General features: G+C 62.0%; 22 protein-coding genes and 3 tRNA genes. 6 read left to right on the top strand and 19 right to left on the bottom strand.

Annotated elements, in window-relative coordinates; all coding sequences use genetic code 11:
* Positions 1–91 precede the first annotated feature (91 nt).
* From FIV42_RS04030 to FIV42_RS03985, 10 genes are all read right to left on the bottom strand, one after another.
* A complete protein-coding gene (locus FIV42_RS04030; protein ID WP_141196433.1) occupies positions 92–1,501 on the bottom strand; it encodes a sigma-54-dependent transcriptional regulator in 1,410 nt (469 codons plus the stop codon).
* Positions 1,498–3,264, bottom strand: a complete 1,767-nt coding sequence (locus tag FIV42_RS04025; RefSeq protein ID WP_141196432.1) for a two-component system sensor histidine kinase NtrB — start codon at positions 3,262–3,264, stop codon at positions 1,498–1,500. The genes FIV42_RS04030 and FIV42_RS04025 overlap by 4 nt, the downstream gene beginning before the upstream one ends.
* Before the next feature lie 49 nt (positions 3,265–3,313).
* Entirely contained in the window at positions 3,314–4,522 is a 1,209-nt protein-coding gene (locus tag FIV42_RS04020) for a type II secretion system F family protein (protein ID WP_141196431.1), read from the bottom strand.
* A gap of 101 nt (positions 4,523–4,623) precedes the next feature.
* Positions 4,624–5,757 (bottom strand): type IV pilus twitching motility protein PilT, encoded by a 1,134-nt coding sequence (locus tag FIV42_RS04015; RefSeq protein ID WP_141196430.1) that lies wholly within the window; start codon positions 5,755–5,757, stop codon positions 4,624–4,626.
* A gap of 85 nt (positions 5,758–5,842) precedes the next feature.
* Entirely contained in the window at positions 5,843–7,564 is a 1,722-nt protein-coding gene (gene pilB, locus FIV42_RS04010; protein WP_141196429.1) for a type IV-A pilus assembly ATPase PilB, read from the bottom strand.
* 212 nt (positions 7,565–7,776) lie between these two features.
* Positions 7,777–8,580: a class I SAM-dependent methyltransferase gene (locus FIV42_RS29975; protein WP_168210389.1), complete on the bottom strand. Its 804-nt coding sequence runs from the start codon at positions 8,578–8,580 to the stop codon at positions 7,777–7,779.
* Between the two features lie 14 nt (positions 8,581–8,594).
* Positions 8,595–9,683, bottom strand: a complete 1,089-nt coding sequence (locus tag FIV42_RS04000; RefSeq protein WP_141196428.1) for a glycosyltransferase family 2 protein — start codon at positions 9,681–9,683, stop codon at positions 8,595–8,597.
* 80 nt (positions 9,684–9,763) lie between these two features.
* A complete protein-coding gene (locus tag FIV42_RS03995) occupies positions 9,764–10,804 on the bottom strand; it encodes an NAD-dependent epimerase/dehydratase family protein (protein WP_168210388.1) in 1,041 nt (346 codons plus the stop codon).
* A gap of 89 nt (positions 10,805–10,893) precedes the next feature.
* Positions 10,894–12,000 carry a glycosyltransferase gene (locus FIV42_RS03990; RefSeq protein WP_141196426.1) on the bottom strand — a complete coding sequence of 369 codons (1,107 nt, stop codon included), beginning with the start codon at positions 11,998–12,000 and terminating at the stop codon, positions 10,894–10,896.
* An 18-nt stretch (positions 12,001–12,018) separates the two neighbouring features.
* Complete coding sequence (locus tag FIV42_RS03985; RefSeq protein ID WP_141196425.1) at positions 12,019–13,419, bottom strand: radical SAM protein; 1,401 nt, start codon at positions 13,417–13,419, stop codon at positions 12,019–12,021.
* A gap of 212 nt (positions 13,420–13,631) precedes the next feature.
* On the opposite strand from FIV42_RS03985, the gene FIV42_RS03980 reads away from it, so the two are divergent.
* From FIV42_RS03980 to FIV42_RS03965, 4 genes are read left to right on the top strand one after another with little or no spacing between them, the layout of a single operon-like run.
* Positions 13,632–14,096, top strand: a complete 465-nt coding sequence (locus tag FIV42_RS03980; protein ID WP_141196424.1) for a MarR family winged helix-turn-helix transcriptional regulator — start codon at positions 13,632–13,634, stop codon at positions 14,094–14,096.
* Positions 14,093–15,088, top strand: a complete 996-nt coding sequence (locus FIV42_RS03975; protein ID WP_141196423.1) for an ABC transporter ATP-binding protein — start codon at positions 14,093–14,095, stop codon at positions 15,086–15,088. The genes FIV42_RS03980 and FIV42_RS03975 overlap by 4 nt, the downstream gene beginning before the upstream one ends.
* The gene (locus FIV42_RS03970; RefSeq protein ID WP_222615370.1) at positions 15,085–15,981 is read left to right on the top strand and encodes an ABC transporter permease; all 897 of its coding nucleotides are present in this window, start codon (positions 15,085–15,087) and stop codon (positions 15,979–15,981) included. Before FIV42_RS03975 ends, FIV42_RS03970 begins: the two co-directional genes overlap by 4 nt.
* A 41-nt stretch (positions 15,982–16,022) precedes the next feature.
* On the top strand, positions 16,023–16,394 hold the full coding sequence (locus FIV42_RS03965) for a DUF6184 family natural product biosynthesis lipoprotein (RefSeq protein ID WP_141196422.1): 372 nt from the start codon (positions 16,023–16,025) through the stop codon (positions 16,392–16,394).
* A gap of 8 nt (positions 16,395–16,402) precedes the next feature.
* On the opposite strand, the gene FIV42_RS03960 is transcribed toward FIV42_RS03965, so the two are convergent.
* From FIV42_RS03960 to glnD, 9 genes are all read right to left on the bottom strand, one after another.
* Positions 16,403–16,987: a hypothetical protein gene (locus tag FIV42_RS03960; RefSeq protein ID WP_141196421.1), complete on the bottom strand. Its 585-nt coding sequence runs from the start codon at positions 16,985–16,987 to the stop codon at positions 16,403–16,405.
* Between the two features lie 108 nt (positions 16,988–17,095).
* Positions 17,096–17,169: transfer RNA gene (locus tag FIV42_RS03955), tRNA-Met, on the bottom strand.
* 85 nt (positions 17,170–17,254) lie between these two features.
* Positions 17,255–17,328: transfer RNA gene (locus FIV42_RS03950), tRNA-Met, on the bottom strand.
* An 85-nt stretch (positions 17,329–17,413) separates the two neighbouring features.
* Positions 17,414–17,487 (bottom strand) — tRNA-Met (locus tag FIV42_RS03945).
* Between the two features lie 114 nt (positions 17,488–17,601).
* Positions 17,602–18,450: a pseudouridine synthase gene (locus tag FIV42_RS03940; protein WP_141196420.1), complete on the bottom strand. Its 849-nt coding sequence runs from the start codon at positions 18,448–18,450 to the stop codon at positions 17,602–17,604.
* 134 nt (positions 18,451–18,584) lie between these two features.
* A complete protein-coding gene (gene scpB, locus FIV42_RS03935) occupies positions 18,585–19,385 on the bottom strand; it encodes an SMC-Scp complex subunit ScpB (protein ID WP_141196419.1) in 801 nt (266 codons plus the stop codon).
* Between the two features lie 18 nt (positions 19,386–19,403).
* Positions 19,404–20,240 carry a segregation and condensation protein A gene (locus FIV42_RS03930; RefSeq protein WP_141196418.1) on the bottom strand — a complete coding sequence of 279 codons (837 nt, stop codon included), beginning with the start codon at positions 20,238–20,240 and terminating at the stop codon, positions 19,404–19,406.
* 70 nt (positions 20,241–20,310) lie between these two features.
* Positions 20,311–21,219 (bottom strand): site-specific tyrosine recombinase XerD, encoded by a 909-nt coding sequence (gene xerD, locus FIV42_RS03925; RefSeq protein ID WP_141196417.1) that lies wholly within the window; start codon positions 21,217–21,219, stop codon positions 20,311–20,313.
* Positions 21,220–21,249: 30 nt separating this feature from the next.
* Complete coding sequence (gene glnD, locus FIV42_RS03920; protein ID WP_141196416.1) at positions 21,250–23,961, bottom strand: [protein-PII] uridylyltransferase; 2,712 nt, start codon at positions 23,959–23,961, stop codon at positions 21,250–21,252.
* Between the two features lie 126 nt (positions 23,962–24,087).
* Between glnD and truD the strand changes: the two genes are divergently transcribed.
* Positions 24,088–25,182 (top strand): tRNA pseudouridine(13) synthase TruD, encoded by a 1,095-nt coding sequence (gene truD / locus FIV42_RS03915; RefSeq protein WP_141196415.1) that lies wholly within the window; start codon positions 24,088–24,090, stop codon positions 25,180–25,182.
* A gap of 19 nt (positions 25,183–25,201) precedes the next feature.
* Positions 25,202–26,824, top strand: coding sequence for a tetratricopeptide repeat protein (locus tag FIV42_RS03910; RefSeq protein WP_141196414.1), 1,623 nt, complete (start codon positions 25,202–25,204; stop codon positions 26,822–26,824).
* Positions 26,825–26,867: the final 43 nt, after the last annotated feature.

The following is a 26,867-nucleotide window of genomic DNA, read 5'->3' as shown; positions in this document are numbered from 1 at the left end:
AAAGTCAGTCAGTAAACCAGTGGTTTCAGTGAATAGATCACGAGGAGCATACTATCTTGCGAGCAATAACTACGCCAGTTTTCTCGATTAGTTAGGATTCGTCGCTCATCTCGTACTTCTTGAGACGATAGCGCAGGCTGCGAAAGGAGATGCCGAGAAGTTCGGCGGCGTCCTTCTTGACCCCCGAGGTGCGCTCGAGGGCCTTGGAGATGAGCGAGCGCTCGAGTTCTTCGACCATGCCTTCGAGATCGAGACCTTCGGCAGGCACCTCCAGGTCACGGGCGACACGCGAGAAGGAGTCCTCCTGAAGGTGTGGGGGGAGCACATCCACCCCAATCATCGACCCTCGGGTCAGCGTGACAGCGCGCTCGACAATATTCTGGAGCTCGCGCACGTTGCCTGGATAGTTGTAATTCAACAGGATACGCATCGCCTCGGAGTCGATCCCGTCGATCTCCACTCCCATGCGCGAGGCGTACACGTCGACGAAATGTTCGATGAGCAGCTTGACGTCCGAGCCGCGGGCGCGAAGCGGAGGGAGATCGATGGGGATGACATTGAGGCGGTAGTACAGGTCTTCACGAAAGCGACCTTCGGCGATTTCCTCGCGCAAATCGCGGTTCGTGGCCGCGACCACACGGCAGTCGACCGAGATCTCGGCGTTGCCGCCCACAGGCTTGATGGTGCGCTCTTGGAGCACACGCAAAAGCTTGACCTGGGTGTTTTGGGGAAGCTCCCCGATTTCGTCGAGAAACACAGTGCCGCCGTCGGCCGCCTCGAATAGTCCCTTTTTGTCGGTGGTCGCTCCCGTAAAGGCTCCCTTTTTGTGGCCGAAGAGTTCGCTCTCGATGAGATTCTCGGGGATGGCACCGCAGTTGATCGGCAAAAAGGGTTTGTCGGCGCGCTGGCTATGCTGATGGATGGCCCGCGCCACCAACTCCTTTCCTGTGCCGGACTCTCCACCAATAAGGATGGTCGTCTGACTATTGGCCACCCGCGAAATCATCTCGAAGACCTGCTGCATCGGCTTGGAGTGGCCGATCATGTCGCCAAAACTCTCTCGTTCCTCAATCGTCTTTTTGAGGTAGAGGTTTTCGCTCAGCAGGTCGAATTTCTCGAGAGCGCGATCGACGACCACCCGGGCTTCGTCGACTTTGAAGGGCTTGGTGATGTAGTCGTAGGCGCCATCTTTGATCGCAGAAATCGCCGTCTCGGGCGTGGCATACGCGGTCATGACCACGACCTGACATGCCGGGTCGATCTTTTTGACACCTCGGAGCACCTCGAGGCCTCCAATACCGGGCATCTTCAGATCCGTGATCACAAGGCTGAATCGCTGCCCCTCGTCGAGCAGGTTCAAGGCTTCTTCGCCGCGTTTGGCGACGGTGACGTCGTGTCCCTTCTTCTTGAGCATGATCGTGAGAAATTCACGCATGCTCTGCTCGTCGTCGACGACGAGAATAGGACGGACTACTTGTGGATCGGAGAGCTCGTCACTCATGGCTCGATCATAGTAGGAGTTGGATGATTGAGCGAGTCTTGATTTGGCGGTGGGGCATCAAAGTCGGCCGGTAACTCGACTTCGAACCGGGCACCGCTCAGGTGTTGGGCGCGGCCGACGTGGATCTTGCCATCGTGTTGTTCGATAAGCCGGTGAATCGTGGCCAGCCCTAGTCCGGTGCCGGTCTCTTTGGTGGTAAAGAATGGCTCGAAAATCCGTTCGGACAGCTCTGCCGAGATCCCGGGGCCGTCGTCTTCGACGACCACAACCCAGCGGTTACCGTGTCGGCTGACCGAGACCCGAATCTGTCCGCCTGCCTGGTTTTCCTCCATGGCCTCGCGTGCGTTGTTCAGCAGGTTCCACATCACTTGGCGGAGGGCTTCACGATCGACTTGGGCGGGCGCTTCTTCCAGATCGTCATCGGCAGCGAGGTGGGCGGGCACCATCTGGGATGCCGGTCGATTTCGAAAAAGCCCGAGAACGTCACGGATCAACTCGATCAGATCAGTCCGCGTGCGCTCTAGGGTGCGCGGTCGACTGTAGTCGAGAAAACTGGTGATGAGCTTGTCGAGGCGATCGACTTCACGGACGATGATACGCATGAGCATGGCATCGTCTTCGTCGAGATCGCTGATCGACTCGAGCATTTCGACCGAACCGCTGATGGAGGCGAGCGGGTTGCGGATTTCGTGTGCAATGGCCGCGGCGAGTTGTCCGACTGCGGCGAGGCGCTCGGAGCGCTTCTTCTCGCGCTCGAGCTTTTTGACTTCACTCAGGTCTTGGAAAATAACGATGCGTCCAGCGACCTGATCCTGAGAGTCACGCAACAACGATACCGAAAAGCCCAGATACACCTGTTCGCCGTTGGGGCGCACATAGATGCTTTCGAGGCGGGATTCGTGCCCAATCTTCGACTCCGAGGCGAATGTCTGAGCATCGCTTTCGAGTGCCCCTCCAGCTTGCGCCAGACGGCCGGCGAGCGATGGGAACACATCGTCGAGGCGCTTGCCATAAACCTCAGCAGCGCTTCGGCCCGTGATCGTCTCGGCGGCGCGGTTGAAGAAGATCACCGCGCCGCCAGAGTCGACGGTCAACAGCCCGCTGTTCAGGCTCGCCAGAATATTGGCGTTGAGCGCTCGAAGCTCTTGAACGTTCGACTGCTGGCGCTCGAGTTCGCCGGTCACCTCGCCGAGGCGTTGAGCGAGGTAGCCCGCCAGAACAGCGACCAGGTAGGCGGCGACCGAGTTAATGCCTACCTCGTAGATCAGATCGCCCAGCGAGCGGGCCGTGCGCATCGCTTCCATGCCGGGGAGTTCGATGACTTCCCAGGCGGCGAGCGCCAGAAAAATAAACGCGCCTGCGGTCGCTGTGGCCGTGGCTGCGGCGGCCTTGCGCCCGGTGACCACCGCGGCGTTGATGATGTTGAGGTAGAATAGAAAGACGAACAGGCTATCGAGGCCGCCGGTGGCGGTGACCAAGATCGCCGTGATCAGGGTGTCGCCCGCGATCTGCAGGTACGCCAGCAGGCGCAGGTTCGACACGTACCGGAGCCCCACGGCGTAAAGGATCGTCAGCAGGTAGGTGCCGACGATCAGCGATAGGAGCGTGAGATTTTTGGGGTTGGACAGGCTCGAGAGGGCGGTGACGTCAACCGCCAGCGAGCTGCCCAGCAATACCGTCACGATAACGGCTCGAAAGGCCAAAAGCCCTTCGAGCCGCTCGCGCAAGCTGATTTCGGTGTGGTTTCGCGGGTTCGCGTTCATTCAAATGCGGCCGCGACAGAGGAGACAGGCCCTGACGGCACTGCGGCCTCTATCCTTTGATATTGCCGGCCATCGTGAAGATGGGCAGGTACATCGCGATCAGCAAGCCACCGACGATGCCGCCGAGGAAGACCATCATCAACGGCTCCATCAGCGAGGTGAGGTTTTCGACGGCGACGTCGACTTCTTCTTCGTAGAAGTCCGCGATCTTGGTGAGCATGGTGTCGAGCGCACCCGTTGACTCACCGACACCGATCATCTGGACGACCATCGACGGAAAGATGCCTGTCTCCATCAAGGGATCGACCATGTTCTGACCTTCACTGATGCGCTCTCGCACATACAAGATGGCCTTTTGAACGGTCATGTTGCCGGAGGTGTTGGCGACGATCTCGAGGCTGTCGACGATGGGGACACCCGAGGAGACCATCGTGCCCAAGGTACGCGTGAAACGCGCAACCGCGGTCTTGCGCACGAGGGGGCCGAACAGCGGTGCCTTGAGTATCAGCCGATCAAAGACGGCCCGCGTGGGCTCGTACTTCAGAATAAAGCTGATGAGCGCGATGGCGCCAAAGATGACGCCGATGATGATGAGGAAGTTCGACTGCACGAACTCCGACAGGTTGATGACGATTTGCGTCGGCGCCGGAAGCTCACCGCCGCCCATGTCGGCGAACATTGCTTGGAAGGTCGGGATGACCTTGTAGAGCATGACCAAGACGACGATGACGGCGATACCGGAAACAGCGATCGGGTAGGTGAACGCCGACTTGATCTTTCGTCGAAGCTTGGCGGCCTTTTCCATCTGGTTGGCCAGCCGGTTCATGATCGTATCGAGAATACCGGCGACCTCGCCGGCCTCGATGAGGCTGGTATACAGGTTGTCGAAGGCGCCGGGGTGCTTGCGCATGGCGTCGGCCAGCGTCGAGCCTGACTCGATATCGGCTTTGATGTCCCCAATGATCTTCTTGAAGCCCTTGTGGGGTTCGGCGTTGCCCAACAACTCGAGACACTGCACCAAGGGCAGGCCCGCGTCGATCATGGTGGCGAACTGGCGCGTAAAGACGACCAAGCTCTTGAGCGGGACGCGACCTCCTCCCAGGCTGATGCCTTTGGAGGTGGATTTCTTTTTGACCTTGGAAGGATTGATGTCCTGGCGGCGCAGACGGTCCTGGACCTCTGCGGCGTCGGTGGCTTTCATCTCACCGGACTTCTGTTCTCCCGAGGGAGTGGTTCCTTTCCAGACGAAAACGGGCATGTCTCAATCCTAGTGACAATCTCGCGTACAATTCAGATCTAGTTGACCATGCGGCGGCCAACCTGTCAAAAAAAGCGTGCTTTTTCTGAGCGAGGGCTTTCTCAGGTGTAACGAATCTTGGAGTTGCGGCCGCCGCGCGAGCTCTTCTTCTTGCCTCGGCTCGGTGCGCCGCCCCCCTCGTCGATCATCGTGCGAAGTTCGTCGGGGTCGGTGCTGCGGCTCAGCGCGTCCTGCATGGTGATCTCGTTGCCGCGAAGCAACTTGTAGAGCGACTGGTTCATCGTCTGCATCGCGCTTCGCGACTGGCCGACCTGCATGGAACTGTAGATCTGGTGGACCTTGTCCTCGCGGATCAGGTTGCGAATCGCCGGCGTCGGAATCATCACCTCGACGGCGACCGCTCGGCCGTTGCCCGAGGCGTGCGGGATGAGCTGCTGGCTGATGACGCCTTCGAGGACGAACGAAAGCTGGGCGCGCACCTGCGCCTGCTGGTGCGACGGGAAGACGTCGATGATACGGTTGATCGTCTGGACACAGCCGTTGGTGTGCAGGGTGGCAAACGCCAAGTGGCCGGTCTCACTGATCGTCAACGCCGCCTCGATCGTCTCGAGATCGCGCATCTCACCAATGAGGACGACGTCCGGATCCTGACGCAGCACGTAGCGCAAGGCGGTCTGGAAGCCGTTGGTGTCGGCGCCGACCTCTCGCTGGTTGACCAGGCAGTTTTTGTGCGGGTGCAGGTACTCGATCGGATCTTCGATCGTCAGGATGTGCAGCCGTTTCTCCTCGTTGATCTTGTTGATCATCGAGGCCAGCGTGGTCGATTTGCCCGAACCGGTCGGACCGGTCACCAACACCAAGCCGCGTGGCTTGTCTGCCAGTGAGCCGACGACCGGCGGCAGGCCGAGCTCTTTGAAGTTCAAGATCTCGAACGGAATCTTACGGAACACTCCGGCGACGGCGCCGCGCTGCATAAAGATGTTGCCGCGAAAACGGCTCAAGCCTTTGACGCCGAACGACAGATCGAGTTCGCTGTCCGTCTCGAATTTCTGCTTCTGGGAGTCGGTCAGCACGCTGTAGCAGAGCTGGCGAGTCTCCTGCGGTGAAAGCTTTTTGGTCTTCAGCGGAACGAGCGTACCGTCGATGCGCAACTGAGGAGGGGAGCCAACGGTCACGTGGAGATCGCTGGATCCCTTGTCGACCATAATCTTGAGCAACTGATGAAGGTTCGCCATGAGGCTCTGCCGTGATGAGGGTCAGCGCAGGGACCCCTGGCCCCTGCAGGTTTCGAGTGCTTGAAGCGCGGCGGCGCGCGCAGGCTCAGCCGTCCGGGGCCGTGTTTCGCACCACTTCCTCAGGAGTGGTGATGCCTTGGAGCATCTTCTTGATGCCCGCCATTCGCAGGGTGTCCATACCCATGCGAATCGCTTCGGCTTTGAGTTCGGCGGTCGAGTACCCCTGCAGGATATACTCTTTGAGCTCGTCGTTGCAGCGCAAGATCTCGTAGAACGCCACGCGGCCCTTGTAACCCGAGTCGCCGCAGGTCTGGCAACCGCGCCCATGATAGATGGTCGCGTCGAGCTTGTCCTCGGGCACCTGCATATCGATGAGCGTCTCTTTGGGTACGTCGAACGGTTCTTTGCAGTCTTGGCAGATGCGACGCGCCAGACGCTGAGCGACGATGACGTTGAGCGCCGAGGTCACCAGGAACGGCTCGATACCCATGTTGAGCAGACGGTTGATCGTGCTCGGGGCATCGTTTGTGTGCAGCGTGCTCAAGACCATGTGGCCGGTAAGCGCGGCCTTGATGGAAATCTCGGCCGTTTCGAAGTCACGAATCTCACCGACCATGACGATGTCGGGGTCCTGGCGCAAAAAGGAGCGCAGGGCGGCGGCGAAGTTCAGCCCGATGGACTCCTGCATCTGGCACTGGTTAATACCCTGCAGGTTAAATTCGACCGGGTCTTCGGCTGTGGAGATATTCTCGGTGACCTGGTTGAGTTCACTCAACGCCGAGTACAGGGTGGTCGTTTTACCCGAACCGGTCGGCCCGGTGACCAGACACATGCCGTAGGGCTGGTGAATGGCAGTCTTGAACCAGCGCAACGGCTCGGGCTCGAAACCCAGCTTGGTCATGTCGAGCTGCAAGTTCGACTTGTCGAGCAGACGCAAGACGATCTTCTCGCCGAACAGCGTCGGCAAGACGCTGACGCGGAAATCCATCTCGCGGTTGCGTCCCATACGCAGCTTGATACGACCGTCCTGGGGCAGTCGCCGCTCGGCGATGTCCAGGTTGCTCATGATCTTGATACGCGAGGTGATCGCGTTCTTGAGCTTGATGGGCGGGCGCATCACCTCGTCGAGCACGCCGTCGACACGAAAGCGCACGCGGAAGTCTTTCTCGTACGGCTCGATGTGAATATCGGAGGCGCCGCGCTTGATGGCGTCGACCAGGATCAAGTTGACCAGTCGGATGACCGGGGCGTCCTCGGAGGCCGAGGCCAGGTCGTTGACGTCGACGGCGCCGTCGTCGTCATCGACGTAGTCGACCTCGTCGATGTCGAGGTCTCCAAGAATCTCATCGTAGTCGTACTCGATGTCATTCTTGGCGCCATAGTACTGGTTGATCGACTCCTCGATGGCCGATTCGCTGGCAACGACGACCTCGATATTGTAGCCGGTCATGAACTTCAGGTCGTCGATGGCGTAGATATTCGACGGGTCGGCCATCGCCACCACGAGTGTGGCCCCTGAGCGGTTGACTGGCATGCACTGGTGGCGCTCGGCCACCTCGCGCGGGATCAACTGGATGATATTCTCCGGGATGTCGATCTCGGCCAGGCTCACCGAGGGGACGCCATAGTGCTTGCTCAGAAAGGAAGTCAGATCCCCTTCGTCCACATAGCCCAATCGCGTCAGCTCGTAGCCGAGCCGGTTCCCCTCCCGCTTGGAGCGTTGCTGAGCCTTGCGCAGCTGCTCGGGCGAGATCACCTTTTCGCGCAAGAGAAGTTCGCCGAGACGGTCCTTCGAGTCGTTCGACATATATCTGCTGCCGTTTGCTGGCTGGAATGAAGCTGAGACCACAGATCCGTGCTCGCTGGCTCGATACGATGGCAGTGACATCCTATCGACGAGGCGGACTACACTCAGGTTGTTGGCAGAAGCCTTTACTGCTCGCGAGCGTAACATCCGCCCCCCACCGTGTCAATTTACCGGGGGGCTCGGGGCGGCGAACATTGCGCCCCTCCGTCGTCTCATACTCGCGCGAGCACGTAGAAGAGGTGGCTGAAAAGATAGCGGATGGGCCGGGGCACGCGGCTGCTCTCGACGGAGCTGAGCATGTTCATCAGCGGCGGCAATTTGCCCTTGCCATAATATTTGGCAATCGGCGCACTCCACTCGAAAACTTCGACGTCGTCGCCGCCGTTTAGGTGCAGGCGCACGTCGCGAAACCCGGGCGGGTCGGGCCAGCCTGGCATGTCGAAGAGTCCGAAGTCGATCGGCTCGGCGCCGGCGTCGCGGTAGGCCCCCCGTACCTTGTGCGGCCAGAAATAGTCAGTCTCGCCGTGCGTCCACTCGAGTCCCAGCGCCCAGTGCAAAAAGTGGTGCCAAGGATAGCCCAGGTTGTACGCGTTGCAGTGCACCGTCATTACGTAGCGGCGCGACACGCGGCTCATCTCTGCCAGAATCCGGTCGAAGTCTGTGCGAAACCCCACACTGACAAAGTTCCAGACAAGGTCGTACCGGTCGGCGTCGAGGTCCGACGCGGTCAGGTCGTCGACCTCGACGACCGAGAAGCGATCCTCGAGGCCGAGGTCGCGCCACACGTCGAGTCCTTGCTCGGACGGATTGACCAGGGTGACGTCACACCCGAGCGCGCCCAGCGCCAGACTGTAGATCGAGGGCATCGCCTTGGCACCTTCGGCGGGGTATTCGAGCACGCTCTGGATAGGATAGCGCGACAGAAGGTCTTGGAAGACCAAGTCGAGGCGCAGGCGGTCGTAGGTGATCCCGTAGGGCTCACGCTCGCGTGCAGGGGCAGTGGTGTCTCGAGTCATCGGCAGATTTGGGGTTAGGAGGAGGCCGACGTGACGGCCGGGTCGAGCTTCTCGTCGTCGACTCGGTCGACATCGCTCGGTTCGTCGAGCGCGACGGGCGTCTCGAGGCGCAGAGTTTGAAGGGCGCGCTCCGAGGGGCTTTGGCGGCGCTCGACGACTTGATAGGCGCCGCGGCGCGCATGCTGAGAGCGGGCGAGCATCTCGCCCAGAAGGCCAGTGCTCACGAGTTGGATGCCCACGAGCACCATCAAGATGCCCAGCAACAGCAATGGTCGGTCGCCCAGTGCAATGCCGTATGCGAGCTTGAGCACCGTTAAATAGATCAAGACTCCCGTGCCGGCGGCCGACACGATCAGCCCCACGCCTCCAAAGGCGTGCAGCGGCCGTGTGGCGTAGCGGGTCAGCAGGATGACCGTGAGCATGTCTAGAAAACCGCGGGTGAACCGCTCGAGCCCGTATTTTGACTGGCCGAACCGCCGGGGGTGGTGCTTGACGGGCACCTCGGCGACGCGAAAGCCCTCGTAGTGAAGGAGCACCGGGATATAGCGGTGCAATTCGCCGTAGAGGTTGAGCTCGTCGACCGCCTCACGTCGGTAGGCTTTGAGCCCGCAGTTGTAGTCGTGCAACGGGATGCCCGAGAACGAGCGCAGAGTAAGGTTGAAGACCTTCGAGGGAAGTTTCTTCGTCCACGGATCTTTGCGGTCACGCTTCCAGCCGCTGACGACGTCGTAGCCCTCATCGAGCTTGGCCAGCAGGCTGGGGATTTCTTTCGGATCGTCTTGCAGATCGCCGTCGATCGTGACCACCAGGTCGCCTTGGGCGCGTTCGAATCCGGCGTGCAGCGCGGCGGCCTTGCCGAAGTTTCGGCGGAACGACACGACCGCGACCGCCGGGTGGTTGTCCTCCAACTCGTCGAGCACCTGGCTGGTGCCGTCGGTCGAGCCGTCGTCGACAAAGATGATCTCGAAATGCTCGCGCGAGCCGCACAGCCCCACCAAAACTTCATCGAGCTTGGCGGCCATGATCGGCACGTTGTCCACTTCGTTGAGACAGGGGACCACGACCGACACCAGTCTGTCGGTGGCTGTAGAGCTATCGTTCATCGAGGACACGTACGGCTTGAGGTCGCTTCGATACTAGAACAGGGGCGGGACGGTGTCTACTTTGGCGGCCCTTTGTCGACTCAAGGATTGAGCTGGCCGTCGCGCACATACCCCACGTAAGTGCGTCCGAGCATCTCGTACAGATCTTGTTCTTTGGGGTCGAACCCGAGCTCGCGGCGCGCTTTGGCGACCGAGATGTTGCGGTCGGCGAGCAGCAAGTCGAGCCTTCCCGGCGTGATGGGCGGGTTGAAGGTCGGAATGGCTGCCGCCATCGCCTCGAAGCCGTGCGAGGCGACTCGTACCGGCAGTGTGGGAATCGGGATGCCGCTTCGGCGCGACCCGACCAACCGCCGCGTCACTTCCAGAATTTCTTCGAGGGTGTGCCCGCCGTCGGAGTGAATCAGATAAACTTCGCCGGTGCGCCCCCGCTCGAGCGCCGCGGCACACGCGGCGACCACATCGCGCACGTCCACCAGGGGCTTGGTCTGTGTCATCTTGCCGCCGATCTTCGGAAACAGCCCGAATCGCGCCAGATTGAACAGCTTGAGGGGCTCACCGCCGTCTTTGCCGGGACCCAAGATCAAGCAGGGGCGTAGGATGACCACGTCGAGGTCGCGTTGCTCGTGCAGCTCGAGCAGGGCCAACTCGGCCTGGCGCTTCGAGATCTGGTAGGGCGCCTGCGGAACGCATTCGGTCGTCTCGTCGACCCGAGTGTCGGTGACCGGACCCATGGCGGCGGTCGACGACAGGTGGACCATGCGGATGCCCGCGTCGGCCGCGCGCTCGGCGAGGTTGCGCGTGCCCTCGACGTTGACCTCCATGAAAATATGGCTCGATTCCTGCGATTCGTCGAAAGTGCCTTTGACGGCGCACGCGCAGTGAATCAGCGCGTCGACGCCCTCGCAGACATCTTCCAGGCTATCAGCCTTCGTCAAGTCGCCCTCGAATAGCTCGACTGCGTCCGACCTGGCGTCGAGCGCGCGCCGGATGGTCCGGGGCAGCCTGCTCCGATCGCTCGACGGGCGCACCAACAGACGCAGCGGCACGCCGTCGTCATGCAGTGTGGCGGCGACGTGGCCGCCCACAAATCCAGTCGCTCCGGTTACCAAGATTCGCGACATCGAGGCGTGGTCCTTTTGCATGGGATGATTTGTTCGCAGAAATTCGACTTTGGGTGGTCAGACGCCATCTTACGGCGATCGGCGCCATCTTACGGAGAAAAGAGCAGGGCGTCGACCAACTCTTTCCAGCCGCTGCCCGACTCCGTGCTCTCATTTGACGGGTCCTGTTCGAGCGCCTGCTCGATCGCTCGGCGAAGGTCCTCGACGTCCCCCGGCTCGAACCACTCGACGGGCGCGTCACTGAAGGCCTGCTCGAGCGTGGGCAATCGGCTCATGACCACCGGGGTCCCACAGGCGAGCGCGACGTTGGCCACGCCGCTGCCGGTCGCGTGCCGATAAGGGAGCACGCACACGTCGGCGGCCCGAAACAACCGCGGGACCTCCTCGTTGGCCACATACCGATTCTGCAGATGGACGCGCTCTTCGAGTCCACGCGCGGCGATCTGTCGGCGATAGTCGTCTTCCGAGCCGTAGATCTCCCCGGCGATGAGCACCTCCCAGTCGAGCGCGGGGTCGAGTTTGGCGGCCGCGTCGATGAGCAGGTCGAGCCCTTTGTAGGGACGCACGAGTCCGAAAAATAGGATCAGGTGCTCGGCGCTCACGCCGTAACTGCGCTTGGCTTCCGCGGGCGTCTGGTCGGCGTCGAGCTCCGAGAACGCCTCGTAGCGTGGATGCGCCGCGACCGTGATCGGCCGCCGCTCCCCAATTCGAGCGGCGAGCTTGTCGCGCTCGGCTTCGGACTGGACGACGAAGCGGTCAGGCAGGGCGTACGCGATTTGGAGGAGCGCGCGGTCGAGCGGCGTCTGCTCGTGGGGCTCGACATTGTGGCACAGCATCACGACTTCGGCGCCGGCGAGCTTCGCCGCCGCGCTCACCGCGGTGTAGCCGGGGGCGAAAAACGGGTGCCACCACTGCAGGACGAGTCGGTCGGGGCGTGTCTCGACGAGCTGCTTGCCCACGCGTGCCCAACTCAGTGGGTCGAGGGGACGGTAGATCTGGGGCGCCGGCACAGCGAACGCGCTCTCACTCTCGTCGCGCTGGGTCTTTCCGGGAAAGAAGAGCTCCGGGTAGAGCTGGGCGAAGTTGAACACCTGCGGGCGGTGTCCCTCGCGTTGCAGCGCACGGTACAGACTTGCGGTGTGGTGGGCGATGCCCCCGCGCCAGGGATGGCTCGGGCCTAAAATGGCGACGTCCAAGACTCCTCCACGGATAACTTATTCGGCGGGGGATTCGGCGGGCTGCTCGGCAGGTTGCCCTGCGCGCGGACCGGTGGGCGCGCACAACTCGCCCACGGGGCGCTCGGGCTGCTCGGGGCCGGGCAGGGGCATGCCGAAGAGGTTGATGACCTCGCCGCGGGCCATGCGCACCAGGTCGGGGTGGTCGCGGTCGAAAGGGTGCGGCTCGTTGCGAGTCACCTCGGCGGGCTCGGCGCGCTCCATGTCGGCCTCGTCGTCACCGATGCCGAGCAGCGCGGACACCTTGGCGCGCACCATCAGCCCGAAGGTTTGCAGCATCTTTTCGGGCGACAACAGCATATTCGCGTACGCCTGGTTAGCCAGCGGGCAGTCGCACTCGCCGCGCTTGATGCTCGCGCGCACCTCTTTGGCTTGCGGGGAGTGCCAGACTGACCAGAAGTCGTAGTCGTGGTCCTTGAGGTTGCCCATCGAGTTGCTATCGGCGAGCACTGCGCACGGCCAGACCTCCCCGTACGGGTTGATGTGCACGTTGGTGATGCCGGCATAGCAGGGGATGACCTGTTCGCGGCGCTCGAGCCAATCGGCGGTCAGGTCGTAGTAGACGTGGCGCATCGCCTGGGTCAGAAGCTCGAGGCCGCCCAGGCCCTGCATGCGCTTGCGCGTCGAGCGCTGGAACGGGGCGATCGCCTTGCGGTAGCGCTTGTGGTCGGGGGTGATACCCGTGGAGGTGTTGCGCATCTCGAGGCGCTCTTCGGCGACCTCCGAGATGTAGGTGTCGACGTCGAGCGACTCGGCGGCCCGAATGGTCTCGGGCAACTTGTGGATATTCATCGTCGAGATCACCGTCCCGACGCCCACGCCCAGCACCGGCCACTCCTGCTGCAGCTCTTGCAACTTGGAGACCGTCTCGATGAGCTTCTCCCAGTTGCCCTTGACCCCCCGCACCCAGTCGTGGTCGTTGCCTACGCCGTCCATGCTCGGCTTGAGGGTGACCTTGATATGGCCGAACCCGGCGTCGCGCATGCGCCGCAAGAGCTCTTCGGTGGTGCGCACCACCCGGCGGGGCATCAGGGCGTTGGTGGGGATGTGGACCACGTTCGGGTCGAGGTGCTCGCAGGCAAGCAGGATGATCTCGACCAGATCCTTTCGCAAAAACGGTTCGCCGCCCGAGATGTTGAAGAAGTAGACCGGGCCAACGGTGCGAAAGACGCGCTCGACCTCGTCGAGGCTCAGCTCGTCGGCCAGACGTTCACGCTCGGCCGGATAGATCTTCCAGATATCACACGACCGGCAGCGCGAATTGCACTTGTTGGTCACCGAGTAGGTCAGGTTGATTGGCGCCGGCGGCCGGGCGATGCCCGCGCGGCTGGCGCGGCTTTGGGCGAGGCGAGGCAGGATTTCGCGTACGAGTCGTAACATAACGTCGACATTGTCCGCGTCGGCGCGGCTCTTGGCAAGCTCGACCGAGAAGTGAGTCGGGTTTGGGCCCAAATGCACCTGCCAGGTGAGTCGGCCCTTAGAGAACGCCTCGGGCGGCGAGCAGCTGACCCGCTTGACGCCAGCGACGTGCAAGCTAGTTTGGTCGGCAACGCATCACTGGCCCAACGTAACCCTGCAGACGACGCAACCGCATGCCAACTCATTATGAAGGCAGTAAGAAAGAGCGCATCGCGCTCGATTCGTTCATCAAATTCATGCGGGCGTCGGAGTCGGTGACCTCGAAGCTGGCGCATGGACTCGCCGACTACAACCTGACCATGAGCCAGTTCGGCACGCTCGAGGTGCTCTACCACCTGGGGCCGATGTGTCAGAAGGCGATCGGCGAGAAGCTGCTCAAGAGCGGCGGCAATATCACCATGGTCGTCAACAACTTGGAGGACCGGGGCCTGGTGAGTCGCAAGCGCCGCGAGAGCGATCGCCGCTTCGTCTCGGTGGCGTTGACCGAAGAGGGGACTGCGCTCATCGAGGAGGTGCTCCCGCATCACGTCGAGCTCATCGTCGAGATGTTCGGGGTGCTGTCGGACGACGAGCAGCAACGGATGGGCGAGTTCTGCAAGCGCATTGGCTTGGCGGCGGCCTCGGAGGAAGAGTCGTGAGCCGGCGTTTTGAAGCAGACAGTCTGTTGTCCATCCGCCATGTCACGAAACGCTACGGGGATCTGGTCGCCGTCGACGACGTCTCACTCGACATCGTGCCCGGCGAGATTTTCGCGCTGTTGGGCCCGAACGGGGCGGGCAAGACGACGCTCATCGGGTGCATCACCGGCATGATCACCCGCTTCGAGGGTTCGGTGTCGGTCGCCGGCTATGACGTGCGCGACGACTACCGGGTGACCCGCCGGCTGGTGGGCCTGGTGCCCCAAGAGCTCAACTACGACGCGTTCTTCAACGTGCGCGAGGTGCTCGAGTTCCAAGGCGGCTATTTCGGCAACTATCCCAACAAGGAGCGCGTCGACGAGCTGCTCGAGCAGTTCTCGCTGGCCGACAAGGTCGACCAGAACACCCGCTGGCTGTCGGGAGGCATGAAGCGCCGGCTGATGATCTGCAAGGCGCTGATGCACGATCCGGTGCTCTTGTTCCTCGACGAGCCGACCGCCGGGGTCGACGTCGAGCTGCGCGAAGAGTTGTGGGATTACGTGCGTGACCTGCGCGACCGGGGCACCACGATTGTACTGACCACCCACTACATCGAAGAGGCCGAGGAGCTCGCCGACCGCGTCGGCATCATCAACCACGGTCGTCTGGTGCGCGTGGCTCCGCGCGACGAACTCATGGCCGAGTTCGGCACGCGTAAAGTCGAGGTCTATCTGACCGACGACGTGCCCAGCGGCTTTGTCGCTTCGCTCGACGGGCTCGACGTCGAACAGAGCGACGCTAATTGCCTGTCGATGATCGTCGAGGAGCGCGAGGTCCACCGCGAGGGGGCTTCGCCGGTCGAAGAGCTGCTTCGGGCGGTGCTCGATGCCGGCTTGGCCATCGATTACGTCGAAGGCGGTCGCACCTCGCTCGAGCAGATCTTTCGCGAGCTGGTCAACGCCGACAAGGCCAACGGCGCCAATGCGAAGGGTGCAGACAAGGAGGGAGCGTGAGCGCACCGCCACAGGACAATCGCCCGCTCGGAGCTCCACCTTCGCGAGCCGAGCAGGCCGCGCGTGAGCGCATTCCGAAACTCGCCGCAGAGGCCGAGAAACAGGGCTGGTTTGGCGCGTGGATGCTCTTCCGAAAGGAGATCAAGCGCTTTTGGAGCATCGCCAGCCAGACGGTGGTCAGCCCGGTGGTCACCACGATGCTCTACTTTCTGGTGTTCGGCTACTCGCTGGGTGATCGACTCCAAGAGGTGCGCGGCATCCCGTACGTTGATTTTCTGGTGCCCGGCCTGGTGATGCTCTCGCTGATCAACAACGCTTTTATCAACTCGGCATTTTCGTTTTTCATCAACAAGATTCACGGCACCCTGGTCGACATTCTGGTCACCCCGCTCACCCACGCGCAGTTGATGTTCGGCTACACCGCCGCTTCGATCGTGCGCGCGGTACTCATCGGCTCCATTATCTGGGCGGTGGCTATGGCGATGGGGGCTGACCAGATCATCACCACCATCACCGGGCCCGATGGCTTGCTGCACCTGGCCATCACGCTGTCGTTCATGGTGCTGACCTCGCTGTCGTTCGCTTTTATCGGGCTCGACATCGCCATTGTGGCCGAGGACTTCGACCACATTAACCTGTTGCCTAATTTCCTGATCACCCCGCTCACCTTTTTGGGCGGGGTCTTTTACTCCATCGAGATGCTTCCGGAGCCGTGGGACCTCGTCTCGCGGTTCAACCCCATCCTCTACATGGTCAACGGAATTCGCTACGGGATGACTGGGGTTTCGGATGTGCCCCTCTGGCAAGGATACGCAGTGGTCATCACTCTCAACGTCGTCTTCGGGGCGATCGCGTGGTGGCTTCTGTCTACAGGTAAGAAGATTCGGGAGTAGATTGGGGCATGCGCGACGCTTTTTCGACTTACGGAGTCATCATGAAACGTTCTCTTCTGATCACCCTCGGCGCGACGCTGCTGGTCGTGAGCCTTTCAGCGTGCGAGACCACCCGCGCCGACTACCGCGACGATATCGCCCAGTCGGTCTGCCAGCAGATGCGCGAGTGCGACGCGTTCGGCAAGGACGCCGAGTTTGCCGACTACGACGACTGCGTCACCGAGCTCGAGAGCACCTACAACGATCTGTGGCCGGCCGACGAGTGCAGCAACGGGCGCATCGACAAGGCCAAGTTCGACCAGTGCAAGCAGCGCGCGGTCTCGCAGGCGTGCGACGAGAATATTCTGGACATGGTCAGCTTCCGGCTGCAGTGCAGCGCCGACGACGTGTGCGTGGCCGAGCCGAAGAAGTGAGCCGTGACCTACCAGTACTGGCCGAGCGAGCCGTTGGGGCGGCGAAGAGCGACCTGGTCGTAGAACTCGGGTGACGCCCCCTTGACCTTGAACAAGCCTCCCTGATGTTCGCGTGCCTTGAGCGGCGGACTGCCGATGACGGCGAGCGCCAACAGCGCAATGAACAGGCCAAAGCCGCAGAGGAGGGCGAGCGCACCACTCTTCAGGAAAACGCTCAGGACGGCGCCGAGGAGCAACGCCACGCACACACCCACACCGATCAGCATGCGCTTTTTGCGTTTCGCCACGCAATGCTCACACAGGTGGTAGGTGACCTCGAGCTTTTTGCGCACCACCAAGATCACGATGAGCATGATGAGTATGTTCAAAAAGATCGTCAGGTAAGCCGGCCAGGGCACGTAGTAGAGCTTTTTGTCGTAGGTCTTGCCGGCGGTGCCGGTGGCGCCACAGCCGACGCACAAGTCAGTCGGAAGCCACAGCGGGCTCGTCGACTGGATCTGGTCTTCGATGATGTCGAAGTCGAGATCTGCGGAGTGTTGAGAGGCGTCCGAGATGGTCGAGGATGGCGGCGCGTATGGATTATGGTCCGACATCGAGGTCTCCCTCCGAAGAAACAGTGCTTGAGATACGGAGACCACATCCTTGCACAAAAAAATCCCTCTCGGAAGGGTGGTCCGAGAGGGATTCTTTGTTCTTCGAAGTAGCGGGGGCAGGATTCGAACCTGCGGCCTTCGGGTTATGAGCCCGACGAGCTACCTGGCTGCTCCACCCCGCATCAAGGTCTGAAAGTCCAGACCGTATGCGTCATGAGTATGACGAATTTTCAAAGATGAGACCGCTCAATCAGAGGGTCTCGGGAGTAGCGGGGGCAGGATTCGAACCTGCGGCCTTCGGGTTATGAGCCCGACGAGCTACCTGGCTGCTCCACCCCGCATCAAGGTCTGAACGACCAGACCGAATGCGTCATCGAGATGACGAGTTTTCAAAGGTGAGACCGTTAAATCAGAGGGTCTCGGGAGTAGCGGGGGCAGGATTCGAACCTGCGGCCTTCGGGTTATGAGCCCGACGAGCTACCTGGCTGCTCCACCCCGCATCAAGGTCGGATTGGCTCGAGGCTCTCTCCGACCGGGACGGGGAAACTAAGGGGGGCGGGCTTCCCTGTCAAGGGCCTTCCCGAAAGTTTTTGGGAAGGCCCAATTTTGCGGGCTCAGTGGTGCTTTTTGCCCGGTCCGTGGGTGCGCACGTCGTACTTGCCGTGGCGCTTTCTGCGCTGGCGCTCGCGCTTCTCGGCGCTGCGACTCGGCTGAGCGCGATCGGGCATATTGGCCTCGACCTCGGCGTACAGCTTTTCGACCTCTTCGTGCAGCAGCGGTCGATAGGCGCCCGAGGGGACGCCGTCGAGCGTCAACGGCCCGATGGCGTAGCGGCGAAGCTTCATGACCGGCGCCCCGATCGCCTCGCACATCCGGCGGATCTGACGGTTCTTACCCTCGCTGATGATGAACTCGAGCCAGGTGTTGTTGCCGTTGTCCTTGACCACCTCGATGTGGGCCGGTTTGGTCATCACGCCGTCGAGGCGGATGCCGTCGCGAAGCTTCTGCAGCTTCGGCGAGTCGTTTTTGAGCAGGCCGCGCACCTTGACGGCGTACTGCTTGGTGACGTCGTGGCTCGGGTGGGTCAGCAGGTTGGTCAGCTTGCCGTCGTTGGTCAAAAGCAGCGCGCCCGACGAATCCCAGTCGAGGCGGCCTACCGGCCAGATGCGCGGCATATTGTCGGGCAGTAGGTCGGTCACGATCGGACGATCTTTGGGGTCGTCGAGCGTGGTGATGTAGTTCTCTGGCTTGTTGAGCAGCACGTAAATGTACTGGTCAGGCAGCGTGACGACTTCGCCGTCGACGCGCACCTCGTCCTTGCCCGGCACGACCTTCGAGCCTAGCTCGGTGCACACGTCGCCGTTGACCTGCACACGGCCTGCCTGCATGAGCTTTTCGCCCTTGCGTCGGCTGCACACGCCGGCTTTGGATAAGAATTTTTGAACGCGCATTTCGTTGGCCATCTCGGTTCTCCTCGTCTGAGAGTCAGGGCGCCTCTCGGCGCTCGACGGCAGGATTGCCGTCGTGGCGATGATTCATCGTGGCTGAATGACGTTGTGTCAAGCCTCGTGTCGGACGAACCGCCCGATAGAGCGTGCTATTCCGCGTCGTCGTCGGCCTGCTGGGCCTTGTCGGCGGCCTCGGCTTCGGCGAGTTCCTCGGCGTACATCTCCTCGATTGCCTCGAGCTCGGTGTCGTCCAGGGTAGGCAGGTCGGCGAGGCTGTCGAGGCTGAAGAACTCCAGAAAGCGCTCGGTGGTGCCGTAGATATGCGGGCGGCCCAGGTCGTCGAGCCGGCCGATGGTCTGCACCAGATCGTGTTCTTCGAGGGTGCGGATGACCCCCGAGGAGTCGACGCCGCGGATCTCCTCGACGTCGGCGCGCGTCAGCGGCTGCTGGTAGGCGATGATCGCCAGGGTCTCCATGGCCGCGCGCGACAGCTTTCGCGGCCGGGCCTCGTACATCTTCAGAATATGGTCTTTGAAGTCGGGGTTCGTCCGGAGCTGGTAGCCTCCGGCGACCTCGGCCAGGTGGATGCCGCGGTGTTGCCCGCTATACTCGAAACGCAGGTTCTCGAGGGCGCTCTTGATGACGGTCTCGGGGTAGTCGGGCAGACTCGCCTCGATGGTCTCTCGCGTCAGCGGTTCGTCGGAGGCGAACAGGATCGCCTCGATGATGGCGCGCACCTCGTGCAAGTCGCCTTGCTCGGCCGGGCCACGTTGCTCGGCTGGGTCGCCATCCTCCGGTCGTTGCTCGTCGGGCTGCTCGTCGAGCGTAAGTTGCTGCTGCTTGTCGGCCGCCGTGGGGGAGGGCTCGCCCGAACCTTTCTCCTCACGGTGCCCATGGGCTTCCGGGGTGGGCGGCGTCGAGTTCTTAGTGGTGTCGTTCTTGTCGGACATCGGCAGAGTCTCGCAGGCTTAGCTGATCGCCTCGGGGAGATCGAGTGTCTGGCTGACCTCGAGGATATTGATCACCGAGCGCTCGATGTAGAGTTGCTCTTCACCAATACGCGATTGCATCAATTTGACGATCTTGCGCTTGGTCATCTCCAAAAGCGCCAAGAAGGTGGTGACGACGCGGTAGCGGGTAAAGTCGTGGTGGGCGAATAGCTCCTCGAAGGTCACCCGCGGCTGGTCTTGGAGCAGGGTGGCCACGTCGAGCATCACACTTCGCAGGGTCAGCGTCTCGCGGCTGAGCTCGACGACCCAGTCGGCGTTGTCTTTGTTCTGCTCCACCAGCCGCTTGACGGCGCTGACCAGGTCGTTGAGCCCCGCCTCTTTGAGCTTGGGCGGGCCGACCTCTTTTCGGAACTCGCGTGCCTGCGGGCGGTGGGTGAACACGTCGTGGTCGAGCTTGGGGCGCTCGTCGAGCTTGGCGGCGATAAGCTGGTACTTTTGATGCTCGATGAGCCGGCGCACCAGCTCGGCGCGCGGGTCCGGGCCGTCGTCTTCGTCGTCGTCCTCTTCGACCGGCAGCAACATCTTCGATTTGATGTAGATGAGGTTGGCTGCCATCTCGAGCCACTCGCCGCCCACGTGCAGGTCGAGCGCCTCCATATGCTCGACGTAGCGCAGGTACTCCTCGGTGAGCATCGCAATGGGGATGTCGAAGATGTCGACTTCGTGCTTCTTGATGAGCTCGAGGAGCAGGTCCATCGGCCCCTCGAAAGCGTCCAAGCGCACCGCGAGTTCGCGCGGGACGTTCTCGGGTACCTCATTTTTTCGAGGCTCTTTGACTGCCGGATGGGTTGCCATACTGCCTACTTCTCTTTCTGGCTCGAACTCTGGTTGGCTCGAACTCTGGTTGGCTCGAACTCTGATTGGCTTACGCCCTGGGGTGATGCTCGTCGTACATCTTCTTGAGACGCGCCTGGGCCACGTGCGTGTAAATCTGGGTCGTGTCGATGTTGGCGTGGCCCAAGAGCGTCTGCACGATTCTGAGGTCTGCGCCGCGTTCTAGCAAGTGTGTTGCGAAGCTATGGCGCAGTTTGTGTGGGCTGATCGGCTTGTCGATATCGGCGCGGCGCGCGTACTTTTTGATGTTCTTCCAGAACGCCTGACGCGTCATCGAGCTGCCTCGACGGGTCACGAAAAGATACGGCGTCGACCCGGGACCGCCGCAATTCGCCAAGAGTCGTCCGCGCGTCTGCTCCAGGTAGTCACTTACCGCATCGAGCGCCACTTCACCAAGGGGAACGATGCGCTGCTTATTCCCCTTGCCGATCACGCGCACGTAGCCGGCGCGAAGGTCGACCTCGCGCTGCAATAGCTCGCACAGCTCGGTCACGCGAAGCCCCGTGGCGTAAAGCACGTGCAGCATGGCCCAGTCGCGGTGGCCCTCGGGCACGGTGCGGTCGGGCGTGGCCAGGAGCGTCTCGACCTCATCGAACGAGAGCACCCGGGGCACGCGCCGGCCGTACTTGGGCATGTCGACCTTGGCCGACGGATCCTTGTCGATGACCTCGTCGATGCGCAGGAATTTGAACAGCCCGCGCACCGACGAGAGCTTTCGCGCCACGGTGCGTGTCTTCAAGCCCTCGTCGAGCAGTGCGCCCATAAAACCGCTGATCTGCATGGCGTCGATCTGGCGCACGTCGGTGATCTTGTCATCCTCCGCGCAGTGCTCGGCGAACTGGCGCAGATCGCGGGTGTACGCATCGATCGTGTTCTCGGACAGGTTGCGCTCTACCTTCAAATGAAACGCGAATGCGTCGATAGCTTGATCGAGATCCATCCCTTCCTTGGGGCTCGAGTCTGTGGTGGTTCAAGTCTCGTCGAGGTACGGCGAACTCTCCAGCGTCTCGTACAACGCATTGAGCACTTCGCCGGTCTTGTCGTCGGACAGCTTACCACCTCCGACGCCTTCAACGTAGAAGGTGTCGATGATCTGGGTGCCGAGCGAGTCGATTTTCGAGATATAGGTGCTCACGTCGTGCTCCCAGAGGGTGCGCGTGATCTCGTAGAGCAAGCCCAGACGGTCGGGCGCGCGCACTTCGAGGACGGTAAACGCGTCGCTGATATCTTGGCGCGCCTCGACCGACGTTTTGACCGACGGGGTGGGGCGAGGGGCCAGACGAGTCTCGGAGATGCGCTGCTTGAGCAGGGACTCGACCGACACCTCGCCGTCCAACACTGCCACCAGCTTTTCTTCGAGACGCTCGAGTCGGCGCGGGTCGTCGGGCGGGCGGGTGCTGCGTTGGGCGACGAGCGAGGCACGCGGCGGCGACTGGCTGACCTGGAAGATGTCGAGGGTGCGTCCGCCGGCGGTGGTTACGATTTCGGCCGTCATGATGTTGAGGCCCGACGCCGAGATGACCCCGGCGATCTTGGCCAGAGTTCCGGGCACGTCTTGAGCGCACACGATGAGCTCGGTGACGCCGCGCTCGCGCATCGGCGTAAAGCGCACTCGGGTCTGCTCGGCCTGGCGCGCCTGACGGTACGTGTCGAACTGGCGCAACAGGCTAGAAGGCTCGGTCTTGGCGAAGTGGTCGGTGGGCACGTCGCGGATAAACGCGTCGAGTTGGCTGCGCAGTTCACCCGAGGAGAGCTGCGCGTCGATCTTGGCCTGCGACAACTTCCACAGGGCGTCACGATTCTGCTCGACGAGCGCCTGTTGGCCTCGCCATACACTCTCCAGGCCACCTTCGATCGCTTGGCGCGCGCGCCGATACAGCTCGCCGATGAGCGTGGCGTTCCAGTCGGTCATCACGTTCGGGCCGACGGTCGACATGTCGCAGAAGGTCAGCGCGGTCAGCTCGTTGAGCGTCTCGACGGTGCGAAGACGCGAGGCGATTTCGCGCACCACTCGCGGGTCAGAAAGGTCGCGGCGGCGCGCGGTGTCCGACACCGTCAGGTGCTCGCGCACCAAGAACGCGAGCTGGTCGATGTCGGAGGTCTCCATGTCGAGCCGACGTCCAATATCATTCATCATCTCGGCGCCGCGTCGGCTGTGGTCGCCGCCGCGGTTCTTGCCGATGTCGTGAAAGAGTGCGGCCAGCAGAAGAATCTCGGTTCGCTCGACCTCGTCGGCCACCGCAGTGAACAAGCGCCAGCGCTGAGCCTCGGGATCGGGGGAGCCGCTCACCAAAGAACGCGCGCGCTCCAAACACTTCAGCGAGTGCACGTCGGTGGTGTAGACGTGGTAGACGTCGTGCTGCACGTGGCACACGATGGGCTCGAACTCCGGCAGCAGCTTGGTCAGAATTCCGTTTTCGAGCAGTCGCTCCGAGGTCTTGGGCGAGGCGTCCGCGTCGGTCAACAACTGGCGAAACCTGCGATTGAGCTGTTTGTCTTCGCGCTCAGCTTCTCCCCACGCCTCAACGCTGTCGGCGATCGCCATCTCGAGGACCGGGTCTAGCAGCGCGTCGTGCGCCGAGGCTTGCTCGAGTGCCTCCATGACATGCTCGGGGGCAAGCCTCTCTCGATGCGCATCCTCCGACAGGGCGAGCTGACCATTCGACAGGCTGAAAATGGAGCCCACCTCGACCTCTTTGCCTCCCTCGACGATCTGCCAGCGGCGAAGCAGGCGCTGGGTGAGCATGCTGATATCGCGCGCCTCCTTGTAGTGGCGACGCATCAACTCTTCGGCCATCGAGTTCGGGTCGCTCGTCTCGTCGCCGCCCATCTCGAGCAAAATGGCCGCGATCTTCTCCTGGTCGGGAAACGTCAGTCGATCGTGCTCGCGTTCGTGGTTGATATGCAGCAGGTGGCGAAGGCCCATCAGCCAGCGCAGGCCGGAGATGTATTTTTGTCGAAACTCGGCGGTCCACCCGATGTCGGGATAGGCACGCTCGGCGGGCACAAAGCGCCAGCGTACGCGGCCGGCCCAGTGGATGCAGTTGAGGTCGCGGAGCCCCCCTTCACCCGATTTGATGTCGGGTTCGAGAAGGTAGACCGTTTTGCCGTTGCGCTCCAAACGCGCCTCGTAGCCGCGCATGAGCAGCTCGACAAAGCCCACGCCGTCGTCGTCACCTCGCAGAAAGTCGGCCGCTTCGGGGGCGCGCACCGTCTCCCAACTCGCTTCGGGTTGACCGGCCAACGCACGCGTGTCGAGTACCGAGATCGGCGTGCGCGGGTCGGATTCGAACTCCTCGCGGGTCTGTGCCGGCGTGCGCACCGCGTGACCGAGCTTGAGCCGAGCGTCTCTGCACCACGTCAGGAAGCGCTCGACCGAATGGTGCAGTTCTTCGCTGTCGAACAGGGCGGAGTCTCCCAGCTCGAACATCACGTCGATGTCACTGCCGAATGCCAACTCGCGCCGCCCATATCCGCCCAGCGCGAGCACCGCCGTCTTTTCGAGGACGCGCGGCTCGGCAGCTTCTCGCCACACCTCGAGCACGAAGCGGTCGGTCAGCTCGGTCAGTTCGGCGGCAATTTGCAGGCTGTCGGCGCCGACGAGGGCCTTTTGGGCGAGGCGGGCTCGCTCGGAGCGGTGGCGCTCGATGGCTTCGCTTACGGCTGGGGGCGTTTGAGTCATGGGCTCGGGCGTGGGTCGTGGGGGCTTGGGTCGTGGGTCTTGGTGTGCAAGCTTGCGGGAGCGCGACTCCTTCTATTAAAGCATCCTCGTGCTGCGACTCACAGACCACGACCCAACATAGCAAATATGAAAGTCACTGACAGACCTTATCTGACGGCCGGACTGCCTGGCATCGGCGGCGAAATCAAATGCGAGATCGACGACTTCGAAGTCGAGGAGGTTCCGCTATATGAGCCGGGCGGCGATGGGCAGCACGCCTATGTGTGGCTCGAAAAACGAGGCGTGCCCGGGGGCAAGCTCGTCTCGATGCTCGCCGCACACTTTGGCGTCAAGAAACGAGATATTGGCACCGCCGGTATCAAAGACAAGCATGCAGTCACGCGTCAGTGGGTTTCGCTGCCGTTTCACGAACTCGAACAGGACGAGCCGAGCGACCTCGTGGGGCCGGTGGTCGACGGCGTCGAGGTGCTCGAGGCCCGTCTGCATCGCAACAAGCTTCGAACGGGACACTTGGAGGGGAACCGCTTTCAGGTCGTCGTGCGCAATTTCGACGTGCCCGCAGACGAGGCGCTCGAACGAGCGCAGGCAGTGCTCGAGGTGCTCGGTGCCAAGGGAATGCCCAATTATTTCGGCCTGCAGCGTTTTGGCAACGGCGGCTCGACCCTCGAACTCGGAGTCGGCTACCTCAAAGGCGACGCCGACGCCAAACGTCGCCTCAAGCGCAACCACTTTCTGCGCCGCCTGTCCGTGAGTGCCGTTCAAAGTGAGCTGTTCAATCGCGTGCTGGCCGCGCGCATCGACCGTGAGTTGCTGTGGACACTCTTCGACGGCGACGTGGTCAAGAAGACGGACACTGGCGGTGTTTTTGTGGTGCCCACCGACGAGTTCGAAGAGACGCAGGCTCGCCTCGACCGCGGCGAGCTTGTGACCACCGGGCCGCTTCCAGGGCCGCGTATGATCGCGCCCGAGCGTGACGGCAAGGTCTTCGAAGACGAAGTGCTGAGCAGTGCGGAGGTCGACGACCGCGACTTCGCGCGACACAAGAAGCTCGCCCCGGGCGCGCGCCGTCCGCTGCTGGTCGACGTGGGGGAGCCGAGCGTGCGCATCGAGACCCGCGATGGCCAAGAAGTGCTGGTGGTTGGCTTTTTTCTTCCATCAGGCACCTATGCCACTGTATTATTGCGGGAGATCACCAAGCATGCCGATCTCGTCGAAGCATGAATTGCATCAGTGAATGGCCGTGGCTGACCAACAAAACCAACTATTGTCGTCCGACAAATTTCTCGCCCTGGCGAATCGAGCCGGGCTGACGCTGTCCGAGGCCGATCTCGCACAGCTGACTCGCCGGAACCTGGTGCGTGCGCACGAGGTGAGCGAGACGCGCGAAAAGCTCTTCCACCCGCTGCACCTCTATCTACTGGTCCGTTATTTCGAAGCCGTGCGTCCCGTACGTCATCCGTGGACGACCGTGGCTCCGGAGCTGACGCTCCAAGATATCGCCGAGCGCGCCCGTCAGTATCGGGACGTGGTCAGCAAGCTCGTGGCCGAAGAGCCTGTGCATTGCGACGCGCTCGTCGACGAAATCCGCGACTACGCCCAGAGCCTCGATCCGTTCGGGCCGCTCGCCTCGGTGGTTGGTCAACTGCGGGCCGAAGCCCTCACTTCGCTTCGAGGTGACGGGGCGCTTTATGTGCAACTCATCGAGCTTGTCGAGCATCTTAGCGACGCCTCCGTTCCGGAAGATACCGATGAGTCGGTCGATGTGTCAGACGACTCTGACGCCGACGACGCGCCCGAGGAAGCTGTCGACGTGGCGGAGGCCGTCGAATTGGCAGACGATCCTGCGGTGACCCAGCAGATGGTGCTCGAGGAGGAGTCCGAGGCTTTCGAACCCGAGCCGATCGAGGAGTCCGAGGCTTTCGAACCCGAGCTTATCGAGGAGTCCGAGGCTTTCGAGCCCGAGCCGATCGAGGAGTCTGAGCCAGCTTTCGAACCCGAGCCGATCGAGGAGCCCGAGCCGGGCGCCGAGGATGAAAACGCGGGGCGAAACCCGTTTACCCGTGAGAGCTCCGAGGTCACGACGCGCACCAAGGATCTGCAGAGTCGGCTCGACCGGCTACGAAGCCACGACAAAGAGGTTGCGCGAAAGCGCGGCCAGACGCCGGACGAGCCGGTCGATTCCGTCGGCGCTGATGAGGCCGAGGTGTCCGATGATTCGGCTGACGACCTGCACTCTCGCATCGGTGAGCTCAACAGGCTTCGCGAGCAGTACTTGGCCGAGCAGCGCTGGGAAGACCTGGCCGATTTGTACGAGGAGGGCATCGAGCTTTTTGTCGATCCGGTCGAGCGCCAGCAGGTCTTCTTGACGCTGGCGATGGTCTACGAACTCAAACTCAAGCGGTTGTCGCCCGCCTTCGATAGGTTCGTGGCTGCGTATCTCGAAGAGGGAACACAGGCTGGCAAAGAGAAAGCGTTCGAAGGATTACAGCGTCTTGGTCGCCAGCCGGCGATCGAACAGCGCTATGTCGAGTTTCTCGAGGAGCAGCTTGCCGGCGGCGAGCTGGGCCAGTTGCCCGACGAAATCTTCGAGCCGATGGCGGTTCGCGCCGCGCGTCACCACGCTGATTTGGGCGAAGTAGGATTGGCGATGGAGTATTACGAGCGTGTCCTCGATCGGCTGCCCGAACACGAAGTGGCGTTTCACAGCCTCGCTCAGCTGTACGAAGACGCCGGGCGCATGGCCAGACTCTTGGAACTATACGAAACCAAAGTCGCCCGACTTGGCAAGGATGCTCCGACGTCATTGCGCTCGGAGCTCGCTCGGGTTGAAAACATGGTCGGTGCGGCCTCAGCGGTCGACTGACAGGGACTTCGGTTGTTGTGCCAATAGTTGGGTTTATGTTTCG

Origin of the sequence: Persicimonas caeni (assembly GCF_006517175.1) — a bacterium.
In the GTDB taxonomy this organism is placed as follows: domain Bacteria; phylum Myxococcota_A; class Bradymonadia; order Bradymonadales; family Bradymonadaceae; genus Persicimonas; species Persicimonas caeni.
The sequence above is the reverse complement of the archived record's forward strand: the minus strand, read 5'-3'. Positions and strand labels throughout refer to the sequence as shown.

Excerpts from the sequence above, each read along its gene's own strand:
- FIV42_RS04030 (WP_141196433.1), bottom strand. The coding sequence starts at position 1,501 with ATGAGTGACGAGCTCTCCGATCCACAAGTAGTCCGTCCTATTCTCGTC.
- FIV42_RS04025 (WP_141196432.1), bottom strand. The coding sequence starts at position 3,264 with ATGAACGCGAACCCGCGAAACCACACCGAAATCAGCTTGCGCGAGCGG.
- FIV42_RS04020 (WP_141196431.1), bottom strand. The coding sequence starts at position 4,522 with ATGCCCGTTTTCGTCTGGAAAGGAACCACTCCCTCGGGAGAACAGAAG.
- FIV42_RS04015 (WP_141196430.1), bottom strand. The coding sequence starts at position 5,757 with ATGGCGAACCTTCATCAGTTGCTCAAGATTATGGTCGACAAGGGATCC.
- pilB (WP_141196429.1), bottom strand. The coding sequence starts at position 7,564 with ATGTCGAACGACTCGAAGGACCGTCTCGGCGAACTTCTCTTGCGCGAA.
- FIV42_RS29975 (WP_168210389.1), bottom strand. The coding sequence starts at position 8,580 with ATGACTCGAGACACCACTGCCCCTGCACGCGAGCGTGAGCCCTACGGG.
- FIV42_RS04000 (WP_141196428.1), bottom strand. The coding sequence starts at position 9,683 with ATGAACGATAGCTCTACAGCCACCGACAGACTGGTGTCGGTCGTGGTC.
- FIV42_RS03995 (WP_168210388.1), bottom strand. The coding sequence starts at position 10,804 with ATGTCGCGAATCTTGGTAACCGGAGCGACTGGATTTGTGGGCGGCCAC.
- FIV42_RS03985 (WP_141196425.1), bottom strand. The coding sequence starts at position 13,419 with ATGTTACGACTCGTACGCGAAATCCTGCCTCGCCTCGCCCAAAGCCGC.
- FIV42_RS03980 (WP_141196424.1), top strand. The coding sequence starts at position 13,632 with ATGCCAACTCATTATGAAGGCAGTAAGAAAGAGCGCATCGCGCTCGAT.
- FIV42_RS03965 (WP_141196422.1), top strand. The coding sequence starts at position 16,023 with ATGAAACGTTCTCTTCTGATCACCCTCGGCGCGACGCTGCTGGTCGTG.
- FIV42_RS03960 (WP_141196421.1), bottom strand. The coding sequence starts at position 16,987 with ATGTCGGACCATAATCCATACGCGCCGCCATCCTCGACCATCTCGGAC.
- FIV42_RS03940 (WP_141196420.1), bottom strand. The coding sequence starts at position 18,450 with ATGGCCAACGAAATGCGCGTTCAAAAATTCTTATCCAAAGCCGGCGTG.
- scpB (WP_141196419.1), bottom strand. The coding sequence starts at position 19,385 with ATGTCCGACAAGAACGACACCACTAAGAACTCGACGCCGCCCACCCCG.
- FIV42_RS03930 (WP_141196418.1), bottom strand. The coding sequence starts at position 20,240 with ATGGCAACCCATCCGGCAGTCAAAGAGCCTCGAAAAAATGAGGTACCC.
- xerD (WP_141196417.1), bottom strand. The coding sequence starts at position 21,219 with ATGGATCTCGATCAAGCTATCGACGCATTCGCGTTTCATTTGAAGGTA.
- glnD (WP_141196416.1), bottom strand. The coding sequence starts at position 23,961 with ATGACTCAAACGCCCCCAGCCGTAAGCGAAGCCATCGAGCGCCACCGC.
- truD (WP_141196415.1), top strand. The coding sequence starts at position 24,088 with ATGAAAGTCACTGACAGACCTTATCTGACGGCCGGACTGCCTGGCATC.